Below are 14,576 nucleotides of genomic sequence, written 5' to 3'. Positions count from 1 at the left end.
CCCAACAATAAAAACATTGACCTACATGATCGTCGCAGAACTGAGACAATTGAGCGAGAAGCCCGGCTATCGCGTGATCGTCGAGACCGTGATCGAGGCCATCGCCTCGCGGAAAATGGCGCCCGGCGAAAAGCTTCCGCCGCAGCGGGACCTGGCGCAGGATATCGGGGTTGCGGTGGCGACGGTGGGGCGCGCCTATAATGAGCTTGAACAGCGCGGCTTTGTGGCAAGCCATGTCGGGCGCGGCACTTTCGTGATCTTCAACCCGCCGGCCCCTGCCGCCGGCGCCGATATGGCGGGGGCCAGACAGGGCGGGCGCGGCATCGAACCGATCGAGCTTGGCACCTATCGCGCCCCCCTGCCCGGCCTCGAATTGCGGCTGCCCGACCTGCTGCGCAGCATCGCCGCCTCGTCAGAGCCCGCCGGGCTTCTGGGCAGCGCGCCGACGGCGGGCCTCAGGCATCACCGCGAGGCGGTGGCGATCTGGAGCCGCCGATTTGGCATCGAAGCCGATCCCGAGGATCTGGTCCTGACCAATGGCGGGCAACATGCGGTCATGGCGGCGCTTTCCGGGCTGACCGAGGCCGGCACCTCTGTCGCCACCGAAGAGCTGACCGATCCGAGGATGAAGGCGGTCGCGCATTTCCTTGGCCGCAAGCTGATCGGGGTCGGCTGCGATGCCGAGGGCATGATCCCGGCCCAGCTTGACGCAACCTGCCAGCGCGAAAGGATCAGCGCGCTTTACATCACGCCGCGCCACCAGAATCCGACCAATGTCACCATGCCCGCCGGGCGCCGCGCCGCCATTGTCGCGGTCGCCCGCGCCCATGGGCTGAAGATCATCGAAAGCAATATCTACGGCACCCTGGACGAGGGGGCCCCGCTCGCGATCCGCGAGCTCGCGCCTGAGCGCAGCTATTACATTTCCAGCTTCGGGCGGATTCTCGGCGCGGGGATGAAGGTGGGCTGGATCGTCACCCCGCCGGGCGAGGCGCGCAGCGTCCAGATCGGCGTCGCGATGAGCACGGGCGTCGCGAGCCCCCTGATGGTCGAACTGGCCTACCAGATGATCGCCAATGGCAAGCTCGCCGAAATGGTGGTCTGGCAAAGGGCCGAGAATGAGACGCGCCTTCAGACCCTGCGCGGCTTTCCGCTGCTGTCACAGGCGACGGGCAGCCCGACCAGTTCCCATGTCTGGCTGAAACTGCCCGAGCCCTGGCGGGCCGAGGATCTGGTCGAATATGCCGCCCGCGATCATGCGATCAGCATCGCCTCGACCCATACATTCGTAGTAGGTCGCCGTCAGATCCCTCATGCGGTCCGGCTTGTCATCGGTGCCCCATCTGATCAGAGCCAGCTGTTCGAGGCCTGCGCCCACCTTGAGGCGCTGATCCGACACGACCCTCGGCCTTCGCTGGGGAAGGGATAGATGAGCTGCTGCAATTCAGGATCGGAGGCACCGATGCGTGACCATGGCGGCGATCTCGGTGCAGCACGCGACGGGTTCGAACCCGGCGACCGGATCAATCTTTCGACCGGGATCAACCGGGGGCCCTGAAGGCCGGCCGGTCCCGCCTCAAGGACGAGGACCATCCTTGGTGAACGGCGCGGCCTGCGCCGCCGGCACGCCTCGCCGGCGCGACCCCTACGGCGGTCGATCTCGTGCCCGCTTCGAGGAGCGGGCGCGGACGGTCCCGTGAAGGGCCGCGGAACCCCCTTGTCGCGACCAACCGGCAGCACCGCAGTGAACATCCGCTGCCCGCCCTTCGCGATCGGCTAGGCCGGGAAGGATGGCCGCAGCGTTGACCTGGTTGCTTCACCCTAGATGTGTCGATAGAATCCGATATGATCGACATGACCCTGAGGTATGTCGACCCCATCGACATATCGCTGCGGCCATGTCGATCTGACGAAGGATCATCGACATGCCTTTCAGCCCGGATCGTCCCTTCAATGACCTCCCTCCCCTGCCGCCGGCGCGGGACGTCGAGACCCGGGCCGTTCTGAAAGCCTGTATCGAGGCGCGGGCGGCCCTTGCAGAGCTTCGGATCTCCGGGCGCCTCATCCCCAATCAGGCGGTGCTGATCAACTCGATCCCCCTGCTCGAAGCCCAGGCGAGTTCGGAGATCGAGAACATCGTCACGACGACCGACCGGCTGTTCCGCTTCGCCAATGACGCGGGGAGTCAGGCCGACCCGGCGACCAAGGAGGCATTGCGCTACCGCACCGCCCTGTATCGGGGCTTCGAGATGCTGGATCAGCGCCCTCTATCGACGGCCGTCGCGGTCGAGGTCTGCCGCACGATCAAGGGCGTCGATCTCGACATCCGCAGCACGCCCGGCACGGCGCTGGTGAACGACGCGACCGGCGCGATGATATACACCCCGCCGGAGGGGCAAGACCTGCTGCGCGGCAAGCTCGCCAACTGGGAAAGCTACATCCACGAGGCCGAGGAGATCGACCCGCTGGTCCGCCTGGCGGTGATGCACTACCAGTTCGAGGCGATCCACCCTTTCGTCGATGGCAACGGCCGCACCGGCCGGGTGCTGAACCTTCTCTATCTGGTGGACCAGGGGCTGCTGGACATCCCGGTGCTCTACCTCAGCCGGCACATCATCCAGAACAAGGCTCTCTACTATCGGTACCTGCTCGAAGTCACGACCGGAGAGGCCTGGGAGCAGTGGGTGCTGTTCATGCTGGAGGCCGTGAGGTCGACGGCGACCTGGACCACTGCGAGGCTCCTCGCGATCCGCGATCTCCTGGAGCAGACCGCCGCCCATATCCGCCACGACCTGCCCAAGATCTATTCCCGGGAGTTGGCCGAGCTCGTCTTCGTGAACCCCTACTGCCGGATCAGCGATCTGGTCGACTCCGGCGTCGCCAAGCGCCAGACGGCCGCGGTCTACCTCAAGGCCCTGGTCTCGGAAGGCCTGCTGCGGGAGGTGAAGGCCGGGCGAGAGAACCTCTACATCAACCCCGCCCTGCTCGCCCTGCTATCGGATCGCGGTCAGGGCAAGCTCTGACCGCGCGGCGTCGACGGTGACCCGAAGCCAGGCCGCTTCCCACACCTGATTGAGGATGCGGGCGGCGATCTCCGCCTTGTCCTGCGGCAGGAAGCGCCCGTAGTGCTGCGCCACCATCGTGACGTGACCCCGTCGGCGATCCTCATGCCAATTTTCGCGACCGCAGCTCGTCGAGCAGGATGCCGCGGAAGATGCCGCCCCCGATGCCCAGGGGGCGGGCGCGACGGTGGATGACGTAGCACTGGTTGGTGTAGCGTCCGGCCGGCATGGTGATCTCGCGGATCGAGCCCTTGCGAACCCAGTATTGCGCGAACTCCACCGGGGCAAAGCCGAGGTAGCGCGACGAGATGATGAGCAGCATCCGCGACAGGATCGTCGGCGCCGCGGCGCGGATGCGCAGGCCGCTGACGAAGGCCGTGACCTCGGGGCCTTGCGTCACCTCGGCCGCGACGAAATCGTAGCGGCGCAGGTCGTCTTCGGTAAGGGTCTCGTCGGCGGCGTCGAAGAGCGGGTGACCGCGACCGCAAAAGAGGCCCATCTCCTCGAGGCCTACCGGCACCGCCTCGAATGCGTCGCTCGGGCGGATCAGCGCGGTGAAGCCGAGGTCGGCGCTGCCCTCGAGCACCGAAGCGAAGATTCGATCCGGCGCGGTCATGCGGAGGTTGAGCTGGAGGCCGGGGAACCGTTCGTGGACGCGCGCGATGGTACGGGCGAGCGGCACCTCCAGCTCGAAGGCGAAGCTGTCGTCGGCCATCACGTTGATCGCGCCTTCGAGTTGGCGGGTGGCGGCGCCGACGAAATCAGTGAAGCGGCCGATCTCGGACAGGAGCTCAAGCACGGCGGAGTGGATGAGCTTCGCCCCGCTCCGTCAGGCGGAAGCCGGAACGGCCGCGTTCGCAGAGGCGGAGACCGAGGCGGCTCTCCAGTTTGGTCAAACCGAGACTGATCGCGGACTTGCCCTTGCCGAGCCGCCCCTCGGCGGCGGTGATCCCGCCGGCGGCGGCGATCTCGGCGAAGTCGCGCAGCAAGGCGAGGTCGATGTCCGAGAGCGTTCCGCGGAACGGGCTGGGGAGAGGATGCATTCGGGCGGCTCGCGCTTGAAGGTTTTGCTACCGCCAAACCTTAGTCAAGCACGTCCCTATCGAACAGCCCCGACACGCGGGCTATCCGGGTCCCTGCCCAAATCGTGCACGGGGGAGCGATGGTGCCCAGGTTTGATGCAGTCATCATCGGAGCGGGGATCGTCGGGCTGGCAACGGCCGACCATCTGCACCGCGCCCGTCCGGGCCTCCGTCTTCTCGTCATCGAGAAGGAGGACGGGCCGGGGCAGCACCAGACCGGCCACAACTCCGGCGTCATCCATGCCGGCGTCTACTATGCCCCGGGCAGCCTGAAGGCGCGGCTCTGCACCGCCGGGGCGGCGCGGACGCGGGCCTTCTGCGCCGAGAACGGCGTCAGGTTCGATAGCTGCGGCAAGCTGATCGTCGCGACGGAAGAGTCGGAGCTGCCCCGGCTCGAAGCCCTGATGAGCCGGGCGACGGCGAACGGCCTCGACCTCAGGATGCTCGACGCGGCCGAGATGGCGGAGGTCGAGCCGAAGGTCGCGGGGCTGCGCGCGATCCTCAGCCCGGAGAGCGGCATCGTCGACTATGGCGCGATCTGCCGGGCGCTGAAGGCGCGGCTCTGGGCCGAGGGCGTGGAGTTCCGCTTCGGGACCAAGGTCGCGGGCCTCGTCGAGGGCGCCGCGGAAATCCGGGTCGAGACCACGGGGGGCGATGTCGCGACGCGGGTCGCCGTCGGCTGCGCCGGGCTTGCCGCCGACCGGATCGCGGCGCTGTCCGGCCTCGCCAACGACTTCCGCATCGTGCCCTTCCGGGGCGAGTACTTCCGCCTGTCGCCGCGGGCCGGCGACCTCGTGCAACGTCTCATCTACCCGGTGCCGGATCCGTCGCTCCCCTTCCTCGGCGTGCACCTGACCAGGATGATCGGCGGCTATACCACCGTCGGGCCGAATGCGATCTTCTCCTTCGGTCGCGAGACCTACGACGGCAACCGCATCGTCGCGCGCGACGCCTTCGACAGCCTCAGCTTCCCGGGCTTCTGGAAGCTGATGGCCCGTTCGCTCGGCCCCGGCCTGCACGAGCTGAAGGGCACCCTCTCCAGGCGCGCCTATCTCGAGCGCTGCCGCCGCTACTGCCCGGAGCTGACGCTCGACGATCTGGAGCCGCACGCGCCGGGCATCCGCGCGCAGGCGGTCGGGCGCGACGGCAAGATGATCGAGGACTTCCTCGTCCGCGAGACGGCGCGGACCGTCCATGTCTGCAATGCCCCGTCGCCGGCCGCGACCTCCGCCTTCCCGATCGGGGAGGAGATCGGCGCGAAGGCCCTCGCCAAGATCGCCGCCTGACGCCCCTTCAACAACAGCATTCAACAGGACAGGAAAATGACAATGATCCGACTCACTCGCGCCACCGCGCTTCTCGTCGCCGCCACCGCCCTCTCGGGGCACGCGGCCCTCGCCCGCGACCTGACCGTCGTCAGCTTCGGCGGCGCGCTTCAGGACGCGCAGCGCGAGGCGCTGTTCAAGCCCTTCATCGCCGAGCACGGTCCGATGACCGACGAAGCCTATAATGGCGAACTCGCCAAGATCAAGGCGATGGTCGAAGCGAATGACGTCACCTGGGATGTCGTGCAGATGGAGGCCCCGGAAGCTCGAGAACGCCTGTTCCGACGGCACGGTCGAGCGGCTAGACTGGGACAAGCTCGGCGGCACCAAGGACATCATCCCCGCCGCGGTGATGGGCGACTGCGGAATAGGCTCGATCCTCTATTCGGTCGTCCTCGCCTATGACCACGCCAAGCTCGGCGACGACGGCCCGAAGAGCTGGGCGGATTTCTGGGACACCAAGAAGTGGCCGGGCAAGCGGGCGCTGCGCAAGTCGGCGAAATTCACGCTGGAGATCGCGCTGCTCGCCGACGGCGTGGCGCCGGATCAGGTCTACGAGGTGCTGGGCACCCCCGAGGGCGTCGATCGCGCCTTCGCAAAGCTCGACGAGATCAAGGGCAGCATCCAGTGGTGGGAGTCGGGCGCGCAGCCGCCGCAGTGGCTGGCCGCCGGCGACGTGGTGATGTCGAGCGCCTACAACGGCCGCATCTCGACCGCGATCAAGGAAGGGCAGGATTTCCGCATCGTCTGGGACGGCCAGGTCTACACCCTCGACGGCTGGGCGATCATCAAGGGCACGCCGAACCTCGACAGTGCCTATGACTTCCTGAAGATCACCGTCGATCCGAAGAACCAGGCGGTTCTGTCGACCGCGATCCCCTACGGCACGTCGAACGTCAACGCGCCGTCGCTGGTCTCGGCCGAGGTGCTGGCCTCGCTGCCGACCGCGCCGGACAACATGAAGGTCGCCGTCCATCAGGACGATGCCTTCTGGATCGACAACATCGAGGAGCTGAACGAGCGGTTCAACAACTGGGCGTCGAACTGACGCGATAACGCCGGAGACGCGCCCATGACCGACCTCACTCTCACGACCGCCGGGGGGATCCTCCCCGGCGACGCCGGCGAAAGTCGTCGTCTGAAACGCGCGCTCCGGCGGACCCGCCGGCGTGAAAGCTGGAGCGCCGTGGCTCTGCTCCTGCCGCTGGCGCTGGTGACGGCGATCTTCTTTCTGCTGCCGATCGCCTCGCTGTTGACCGGCGCGGTGCACAGCCCGGACTATGCCTCGAGCTTTCCGCGGTCGGCCGCGCTGGTCGCGCAGGGCACGACATTCGACGAGGGCTTCTACGCCGCCCTCTTCGCCGACATCAGCGAAGCCGACGCGGCGCAGAATACCGGCGCCGGCGCTCGCCGTCTCAATCAGGACATGGCGGGCTTCACCACCATGTTGAAGAAGACGACGCGCAAGGCCCGCGAAGGCGCCCCGGCGCCGGGCGAGGCCAAGGCGTGGTTCGAAAGCGCCGATCCGCGCTGGGTCGATCCCGAGTATCAGGCCGCCATCGCCCGCTCGGCGGCGACGAACACCGACTTCTTCCTGCTGAAGTCCGTCGACCTGCAGCGCGACACCGCCGGCAAGATCACCGCGGTTCCGCCCGATCAGGCGCTGTTCCGCCAGGTGCTGCTCCGCACGCTGACGATCAGCCTCGGGGTGACGTTCATCTGCTGCGTGCTCGGCTATCCGCTGGCCTGGGCGCTGGTCAATGCCAGCGCGGGGTGGCGGCGGATCATGCTGACGGGCGTGCTGTTTCCGTTCTGGACTTCGCTCCTGGTGCGCAGCGCCGCATGGGTAATCGTCCTGCAAAAGGAAGGCCCGATCAACAGCCTGCTGATGAAGCTCGGGATCATCTCCGAGCCGCTGACGCTGGTCTTCAACCGCTTCGGCGTCATGGTGGCACTTACCCACGTCCTGCTGCCGTTCCTCGTGCTGCCGCTCTACTCGGTGATGCGCGGCATCCCGCGCGACTATCTGCGCGCGGCGAAAAGCCTCGGCGCCAAGCCGACGCGCGCCTTCCTGACGGCATACGTCCCCCTCACCCTGCCCGGCCTCGGCGCCGGCGCGGTCCTGGTGTTCATCATGGCCATCGGCTACTATATCACGCCCGCACTGGTCGGCGGCCCGAACGACCAGATGATCAGCTATTTCATCGCCTTCTACACCAACAACACGATCAACTGGGGGCTCGCCTCCGCGCTGGCGCTGAACCTGCTCGCCGTGACGCTGGTACTCTACGCGCTCTACCGCCGACTGACTGCCCCCGCGGGCGGGATGGGGGGTGCGTGATGTTCGACCAGTCCCTCACCCGCTCCGAACGCATCTCGGTCACGCTGACCTTCGCCTTCTCCGCCCTGGTCATCACCTTCCTGGTGCTGCCGATCCTGACCATCGTGCCCCTGTCCTTCAACGCCGAGAGCATCCTCGCCTATCCGATCAAGGAGTGGAGCCTGCGCTGGTACCGGGTTCTGCTCGACAACCCGATCTGGGGCACGGTACTCAGGAACAGCCTCATCATCGGGGTCTTCGCCACCCTCCTCTCCACACTGCTCGGCACGCTGGCGGCGGTGGGGCTCAACCGGCGGGCCTGCCCCGGCCGGGGGATCATCACCGCGATGCTGATGCTGCCGATGATCGTTCCGGTCATTATCACCGCGGTGGCGTCCTACTTCTTCTACAGCCGCCTCGGGCTCGCCAACACCTATGCCGGGATCATCCTCGCCCATGCCATCCTCGGCGCGCCGTTCGTCGTCATCACCGTGACGGCGACGCTGGAGCAGTTCGACAACAACCAGGTCCGCGCCGCCTCCAGCCTCGGGGCGAAGCCGCTCTACACCTTCCTGACCGTGACGATGCCGCAGATCGCCCCGGGCGTGATCTCCGGCGCCCTGTTCGCCTTCGTCGCCTCCTTCGACGAGGTGATCGTCGCGATGTTCCTGACCGGCAGCGAGCAGATCACCCTGCCCCGCCAGATGTTCGCGGGCATCCGCGAGAACCTCGACCCGACCATCGCGGCCGTGGCGACGATCATGATCGTCGTTTCCCTCGCCATCCTGCTGCTCGCGCAGGTCATGGCGGCCCGCCTCAGAAAAAGGATCATCCCCGATGCGTGATTTCGTCCAGTTCTCCGGCGTGCAGAAGACCTATGACGGCGAATCCCTCGTCATCAAGGACCTGAACCTCGACATCGCCAAGGGGGAGTTCGTCACCCTGCTCGGCCCGTCGGGCTCGGGCAAGAGCACGGCGCTCATGCTGCTCGCCGGGTTCGAGCAGCCGACGTCCGGCACCATCCGCCTCGGCGGCCGGACGCTGAACAGCGTGGCGCCGCACGACCGCAACATCGGCATGGTGTTCCAGAACTACGCGCTCTTCCCGCACATGACGGTGGCCGAGAACATCGGCTATCCGCTCCGGGTGCGGAAGATGGCGAAGCCCGAGATCGCCGAGCGGGTGAAGCGCGCCCTCGACTTCGTGCAGCTAGGCCGTTTCGCCGACCGCTATCCACGACAGATGTCCGGCGGCCAGCAGCAGCGCGTGGCCGTCGCCCGCGCACTGGTCTTCGATCCCGCTCTGGTGCTGATGGACGAGCCGCTCGGCGCGCTCGACAAGAAGCTCCGTGAGGAAATGCAGGTCGAGATCAAGCACATCCACGGGCGGCTCGGCATCACCATGGTCTTCGTCACCCACGACCAGGACGAGGCGCTGACCATGTCGGACCGGATCGCCGTCTTCAACGACGGGCGCATTCAGCAGATCGACGCCCCCGCCGCCCTCTACGAGCGCCCGGCGAACCAGTTCGTCGCGGGCTTCCTCGGCGACACCAACATGCTGCCGGGCGAGGTCGCAGGCGAGGAGGCCGGCGCTCTCGTGGTCGCGCTCAAGGACGGCGGCCGGGTGCGCGCCACCGCTGTCGACACCCTCAGCCGGGGCGCCGGCACCCTCGTCTCCGTCCGCCCGGAGCGGCTGGCGGTCAATCCCGCCCCCGAGACGCCGGACCAGATGCCCGCCACGCTGGTCGAGACGATCTATCATGGCGCGACGGCGCGGATGATCTTCCGGCTCGGCGGCGGCACGACGGTCGCGGCCCAGCTCCGGGCCGGAAGCCCGCTGCTGGCGTTGGAACCGGGGGCGGCGGCACGGCTCGCCTTCGGCCAGTCCGACGGCCGCGCCTTTGCCCTTTCCTGAGCCGCGAAAGCACATCATGACTGCCACCCCCGAGACCCCGAAGCCCGTCGTCGCCGTCACCGGTGCCAGCCGCGGCATCGGGCACGCCATTGTCCGCCAGTTCTACGCCAGGGGCTGGGACGTCATCACCCTCGCCCGGACGCCGTTCTCGACCGTCTGCCCCTGGGCCGAGGGCATCGTGAAGCACATCGAGGTCAACCTCTCCGACCTCGACTCCGTGCGCCGCGCCGCGGCGTCCCTCCGCGACATGCTCGACGAGCGCGGCCTGTCCGCCCTCGTCAACAATGCCGGCATCTCGCCCAAGACGCCCGACGGCAGCCGCATGGACGCGCTGTCCACCCCGGTCGAGACGTTCTATGACGTGACGACGGTCAACCTCGTCGCCCCGCTCGTCCTCTGCCAGGAGCTGCTGGAGCCGCTGAAGACCGCCAAGGGCGCGGTCGTCAACATCAGCTCCATCGCCGGCTCCCGCGTACACCCCTTCGCCGGGGCCGCCTATGCCGCGTCCAAGGCCGCGCTGTCGGCGCTGACCCGAGAGCTTCGCCCACGACCTCGCCCCCTTCGGGGTGCGGGTGAACGCTGTCGCACCGGGCGAGATCGCGACCGACATCCTCTCTCCCGGCACCGACCGGATCGTCGAGGAACAGGTTCCGATGAAACGGCTCGGCCGCCCGGAGGAGGTGGCCGAGGTCGTCACCTTCCTCGCGGGACGGCAATCCTCCTACGTCACCGGCTCCGAGATTCCGATCAACGGCGGCCAGCACATCTGATCGCCCTCCTTGCGCGAGAAAAAGACCATGAACGACATGAAGAACTTCGAGGGCTCTCCCGAAGCGCGGGACGCCGCCTATCACTTCCACGGCTACACCGAGGCCAAGCGCCATCTCGAAGTCGGCGCGATGGTCATCGAGCGGGGCGAGGGCGTCCACGTCTTCGACAACCAGGGCAATCGCTACATCGAGGGCCTGTCCGGCCTGTGGAGCGTCGGCGTCGGCTTCAACGAGCCCCGCCTGATCGCCGCCGCCACCGCGCAGATGCAGAAGCTGCCCTTCTACCACAACTTCGGACACAAGTCGCACGGGCCGGCCATCGACCTCGCCGAAAAGCTGATCTCCATGGCCCCCGTGCCGATGAGCAAGGTCTACTACACCAACTCCGGTTCAGAAGCGAACGACACCGTCCTGAAGATGGTCTGGTATCGCTCCAACGCCCTCGGCCAGCCCGAAAAGAAGAAGGTGATCGCCCGCAACCGCGGCTATCACGGAGTCACCATCGCCTCGGGCAGCCTGACCGGCCTGCCGAACAACCACCGCTCCTTCGACATGCCGATCGACCGGGTGTTCCACACCACGGCACCGCACTACTGGAAAGAGGGCCAGGCCGGCGAGACCGAGGAGCAGTTCGCCACGCGCTGCGCCAACGACCTCGATGCGCTGATCCAGCGCGAGGGTCCGAACACCATCGCCGCCTTCTGGGCGGAGCCGGTGATGGGCGCGGGCGGCGTCGTCACCCCCCCGGCGACCTACTGGGAGAAGATCCAGGCGGTGCTGGCGAAGTACGACATCCTGCTCGTCGCCGACGAAGTGATCTGCGGCTTTGGCCGCACCGGCAACATGTTCGGCACCATCACCTATGACATGCGCCCCGACGTCATGGTGCTGTCGAAGCAGATCACGTCCTCCTACGTGCCCTTCTCCGCCATCCTCGTGAATGAGCGGGTGTTCGGCCCGATCGCCGAGGAAAGCGCCCGGATCGGCGTCTTCGGCCATGGCTACACCGGCGGCAGCCATCCGCTCGGCGCGGCGGTGGCGCTGGAGAACATCGCGATCATCGAGGAGCGCGATCTGGTCGGCAACGTCCGCGAAGTCGGCGGCCGCTTCCGCGGCAAGCTCGAAACCCTCCTCGATCACCCGCTCGTCGGCGAGGTCCGCGGCGTCGGCCTCATCGCCGCGGTGGAACTCGTCGACGACAAGGCCACGAAGTCGGTCACCGGCCCGGCCGGCAAGCTCGGCGGCGCATGGAACGCCGCGCTCCAGCGCAATGGCGTCATCACGCGCAACCTCGGCGACGCGGTCGCCTTCTGCCCGCCGATGATCATCACGGCCGCGCAGGCGGACGATCTCTTCGACCGCGCCGTCGCAGCCCTCAAGGAAGTGGAGGCCGAGGCCTGAAATGACCGACGTTCTCGTGAAGACCAGGGAAAAGCTGAACTTCATCGCCGGCGAATGGGTCGGCGGCACGGATGCGGCGGAAAACCGCAGCCCGTCCGACACCGATGACGTGATCGGCCTCTATACCCGTGCCAGCCTCGACCAGGCGGAGGCGGCGATCGCCGCCGCCGGCGCTGCCCTGCCGGCCTGGGCCGCGACCTCGCCGCAGGTTCGCGCCGACATCCTCGAGACGGTCGGCGTCGAGCTTCTGGCGCGGCGGGAGGAGCTCGGCGAGCTTCTCGCCCGCGAAGAGGGCAAGGTCCGGGCCGAGGCCATCGGCGAGGTGGTCCGCGCCGGCCAGATCTTCAAGTTCTACGCGCAAGAGGCGCTCCGCGTGGAGGGGATCGCCATCGCCTCCACCCGCCCCGGCATCCGCGTCGAGGTGCGGTACGAGCCCGTGGGCGTCGTCGGCATCATCACCCCCTGGAACTACCCGATCGCCATCCCGGCGTGGAAGATCGCCCCGGCGCTCGCCTACGGCAACACCGTCGTCTTCAAGCCGGCGGACCTGACCCCCGCCTGCGGCTGGGAGCTGGCGGAAATCCTGTCGCGGGCTGGCCTGCCGGCGGGCGCCTTCAACCTCGTCATGGGCCGGGGCTCGGTGGTCGGCGACGTGATCGCCCGGTCGCCGGACGTGGCGGCCGTGACCTTTACCGGCTCGGAGAGCACGGGCCGCGGCATCCGGGAGATCGTCGCCGGCCGGGGGGCGAAGATCCAGCAGGAAATGGGCGGCAAGAGCCCGCTGGTCGTGCTCGACGACGCGGATCTCGCCAACGCCATCGACTGCGCCATCGGCGGCTCGGTCATGTCCACCGGGCAGCGCTGCACCTCCAACACCCGGGTCATCGCGACCCCGGGCATCCATGACGCGCTGGCGGAGGGCATGGCGGAGCGGACCCGTGGGCTGCGCGTCGGCCATGCGCTGGACGCGGCGAGCCAGATCGGGCCGGTCGTGGACGACAAGCAGATGCAGGTGAACCTGCGCTACCTCGGCATCGCCGATGGCGAGGGCGCGGCCCGGCTCTGCGGCGGCGAGGTTCTGGAGCGCGAGACGAAGGGCTTCTTCCTGTCGCCCGCGGTCTATGCCGGCTGCGACAACAGCATGACCCACGTGCGCGAGGAAATCTTCGGGCCGGTGGTCAGCGTGCTGAAGGCGCCCGACTATGACGCCGCACTCGCCATCGCCAATGACTTCCCCCTCGGTCTGTCGTCCGGCATCTGCACCCGGTCGCTGAAATACGCCGAGGACTTCAAAAGCCGCTCCACCTCCGGGATGGTCTTCGTCAACCTGCCGACGGCGGGAGTCGACTACCACGTGCCTTTCGGCGGCAAGAAGGGGTCGTCCTACGGCAGCCGGGAACAGGGCCGCGCGGCGCGTGAATTCTTCACCGCCTCGAAGACCGCCTACACCAACCCGCTCTGACGAGCGCATCCCTCTGCCGGCGGACCACGAGCCCGCCGGCGCCCTGCCCTCCGGTCAACGAAACCGACCTACTCAGTGAAATCCGCCCCCTCACGGAGGCGCATCGGGCGGGCTACGCGGGCGGGCGGCTCGAGATCGACCTCGACGCGGCCGCGGCCAACTGGCGACTGCTCGCCGGGCGCCTCGGCGCGGCCGGCAGCGCCGAAGTGGTGAAGGCCGACGCCTGCGGACTCGGGGCCGTATAGAAGCCCCGGCGCCGCTCCCGCCATCGCAGATACCAGTCCCAGGCCTGACCCTCGCCCTGGCGGAGGAGCAGGCCGACGGTGCGCCGCCGGGCACCCGGAATCTCGCGGTCCGTCGCGCTGGCCCCGGCGGCGCCGTCCTCGAGAGCGCCCCGGATCCCGGCCCGGTCACCGCCGGCCGCTTCGAGGCGATCTGCCACGAGCCGGCCGAGCGCGAGGCGGTCGCCGACGCGATCGGCGCGCTCGGCGGCACCATCGTCATGAGCGCCGGCCGGGCGGTGCGCTTCCGCGGGGTGGCGGGTTCAGATCGAGCGAGCGATCGCCGCCCAGCTATGACGCGATGATCGGCAAGCTGATCGCCCATGGCGCCGACCGCGCCGACGCGCTCGGCCGGATGGAGGGGGCGCTGGCGGAAACCGTCATCAAGGGCATCCGCACCAACATCCTCTTCCACCGCCGCCTGTTGCAGGACCCGAAAGTGCGCGAAGGTGGGCCGACCACCCACCATCTGGAAGCCCTGCTGGCCAGCAAATAAAGGACGCGACATGGACGAAACCGCCGCCAGAGACGCCTTCGAGCGGGCCTTGCAGACCCATGCGCCCGGTTTCGGAACCTACTTCCTCGCACGCCTGCTTGATCTCGACATCACCTACCCGGAGGGGAAATGCGTGGTGCGCATGCCGGTGCGGGATTTCCAGTTCAACCCCATCGGCTGCCTGCATGGCGGCATGATCGCCACGGTCATGGATATCTCCATGGGCCACCTGTTGCGCCACAGCTACGGTGTCGGCGGCGCCACGCTGGAAATGAAAGTGCAGTACCTGCGCGCCATCACCGGCGGCACCGTGCGTGCCGAAGCGCAGTTCCTGCGCCGCGGCCGCAGACTGGCGTTCGTGGAGTCGCGGCTCTACGACGAGGCGGATCGCCTCGCGGTGGTGGCGACTTCAACCTGGAAGATGCCGGAAGCGACGCGGAAGGATTGACCATCCGAGGCG

15 protein-coding genes and 1 pseudogene are annotated in these 14,576 nt (G+C 67.9%); 13 read left to right on the top strand and 3 right to left on the bottom strand.

All coding sequences use genetic code 11. From position 1 onward, the window contains the following. Positions 1 to 25 precede the first annotated feature (25 nt). Positions 26 to 1,429: a PLP-dependent aminotransferase family protein gene (locus tag QM699_RS01460; RefSeq protein WP_415012667.1), complete on the top strand. Its 1,404-nt coding sequence runs from the start codon at positions 26 to 28 to the stop codon at positions 1,427 to 1,429. Positions 1,430 to 1,925: 496 nt separating this feature from the next. Next, entirely contained in the window at positions 1,926 to 3,023 is a 1,098-nt protein-coding gene (fic, locus tag QM699_RS01455; protein ID WP_415009488.1) for a protein adenylyltransferase Fic, read from the top strand. Here fic and QM699_RS01450 read toward each other — a convergent pair. The 3 genes from QM699_RS01450 to QM699_RS01440 are packed head-to-tail and all read right to left on the bottom strand — an operon-like array spanning position 2,994 to position 4,105. Continuing rightward, positions 2,994 to 3,140 carry a hypothetical protein gene (locus QM699_RS01450; protein WP_415009487.1) on the bottom strand — a complete coding sequence of 49 codons (147 nt, stop codon included), beginning with the start codon at positions 3,138 to 3,140 and terminating at the stop codon, positions 2,994 to 2,996. The genes fic and QM699_RS01450 overlap by 30 nt on opposite strands. A gap of 25 nt (positions 3,141 to 3,165) precedes the next feature. Beyond that, on the bottom strand, positions 3,166 to 3,861 hold the full coding sequence (locus QM699_RS01445; protein WP_415009486.1) for a substrate-binding domain-containing protein: 696 nt from the start codon (positions 3,859 to 3,861) through the stop codon (positions 3,166 to 3,168). Beyond that, positions 3,854 to 4,105, bottom strand: a complete 252-nt coding sequence (locus tag QM699_RS01440) for a helix-turn-helix domain-containing protein (protein WP_415009485.1) — start codon at positions 4,103 to 4,105, stop codon at positions 3,854 to 3,856. Before QM699_RS01440 ends, QM699_RS01445 begins: the two co-directional genes overlap by 8 nt. Positions 4,106 to 4,224: 119 nt before the next feature. Between QM699_RS01440 and lhgO the strand changes: the two genes are divergently transcribed. The 11 genes and pseudogenes from lhgO to QM699_RS01385 all read left to right on the top strand — a co-directional run bounded on the left by lhgO (position 4,225) and on the right by QM699_RS01385 (position 14,564). After that, entirely contained in the window at positions 4,225 to 5,430 is a 1,206-nt protein-coding gene (gene lhgO / locus QM699_RS01435; protein ID WP_415009484.1) for an L-2-hydroxyglutarate oxidase, read from the top strand. A 42-nt stretch (positions 5,431 to 5,472) separates the two neighbouring features. Then, positions 5,473 to 5,874 (top strand): hypothetical protein, encoded by a 402-nt coding sequence (locus tag QM699_RS01430; protein WP_415009483.1) that lies wholly within the window; start codon positions 5,473 to 5,475, stop codon positions 5,872 to 5,874. Beyond that, positions 5,804 to 6,517 (top strand): extracellular solute-binding protein, encoded by a 714-nt coding sequence (locus QM699_RS01425; protein WP_415012666.1) that lies wholly within the window; start codon positions 5,804 to 5,806, stop codon positions 6,515 to 6,517. The genes QM699_RS01430 and QM699_RS01425 overlap by 71 nt, the downstream gene beginning before the upstream one ends. A 24-nt stretch (positions 6,518 to 6,541) precedes the next feature. After that, the gene (locus QM699_RS01420; RefSeq protein WP_415009482.1) at positions 6,542 to 7,810 is read left to right on the top strand and encodes an ABC transporter permease; all 1,269 of its coding nucleotides are present in this window, start codon (positions 6,542 to 6,544) and stop codon (positions 7,808 to 7,810) included. Next, positions 7,810 to 8,634 carry an ABC transporter permease gene (locus tag QM699_RS01415; RefSeq protein ID WP_415009481.1) on the top strand — a complete coding sequence of 275 codons (825 nt, stop codon included), beginning with the start codon at positions 7,810 to 7,812 and terminating at the stop codon, positions 8,632 to 8,634. Before QM699_RS01420 ends, QM699_RS01415 begins: the two co-directional genes overlap by 1 nt. Beyond that, a complete protein-coding gene (locus QM699_RS01410; protein WP_415009480.1) occupies positions 8,627 to 9,706 on the top strand; it encodes an ABC transporter ATP-binding protein in 1,080 nt (359 codons plus the stop codon). The genes QM699_RS01415 and QM699_RS01410 overlap by 8 nt, the downstream gene beginning before the upstream one ends. 16 nt (positions 9,707 to 9,722) lie before the next feature. After that, positions 9,723 to 10,476, top strand: a pseudogene (locus QM699_RS01405) (SDR family NAD(P)-dependent oxidoreductase). A 36-nt stretch (positions 10,477 to 10,512) separates the two neighbouring features. Continuing rightward, positions 10,513 to 11,877: an aspartate aminotransferase family protein gene (locus QM699_RS01400; protein WP_415012665.1), complete on the top strand. Its 1,365-nt coding sequence runs from the start codon at positions 10,513 to 10,515 to the stop codon at positions 11,875 to 11,877. 1 nt (position 11,878) lies between these two features. Further along, the gene (locus tag QM699_RS01395) at positions 11,879 to 13,339 is read left to right on the top strand and encodes an aldehyde dehydrogenase family protein (RefSeq protein WP_415009479.1); all 1,461 of its coding nucleotides are present in this window, start codon (positions 11,879 to 11,881) and stop codon (positions 13,337 to 13,339) included. Positions 13,340 to 13,606: 267 nt separating this feature from the next. Further along, positions 13,607 to 14,116, top strand: coding sequence for a hypothetical protein (locus tag QM699_RS01390; RefSeq protein WP_415012664.1), 510 nt, complete (start codon positions 13,607 to 13,609; stop codon positions 14,114 to 14,116). A 10-nt stretch (positions 14,117 to 14,126) separates the two neighbouring features. Next, a complete protein-coding gene (locus tag QM699_RS01385) occupies positions 14,127 to 14,564 on the top strand; it encodes a PaaI family thioesterase (RefSeq protein ID WP_415009478.1) in 438 nt (145 codons plus the stop codon). Positions 14,565 to 14,576 lie beyond the last annotated feature (12 nt).

Source organism: Amaricoccus sp. (assembly GCF_047602525.1).
Classification (GTDB): Bacteria; Pseudomonadota; Alphaproteobacteria; order Rhodobacterales; family Rhodobacteraceae; genus Amaricoccus.
This window is presented reverse-complemented; position numbering and strand designations above follow the sequence as displayed.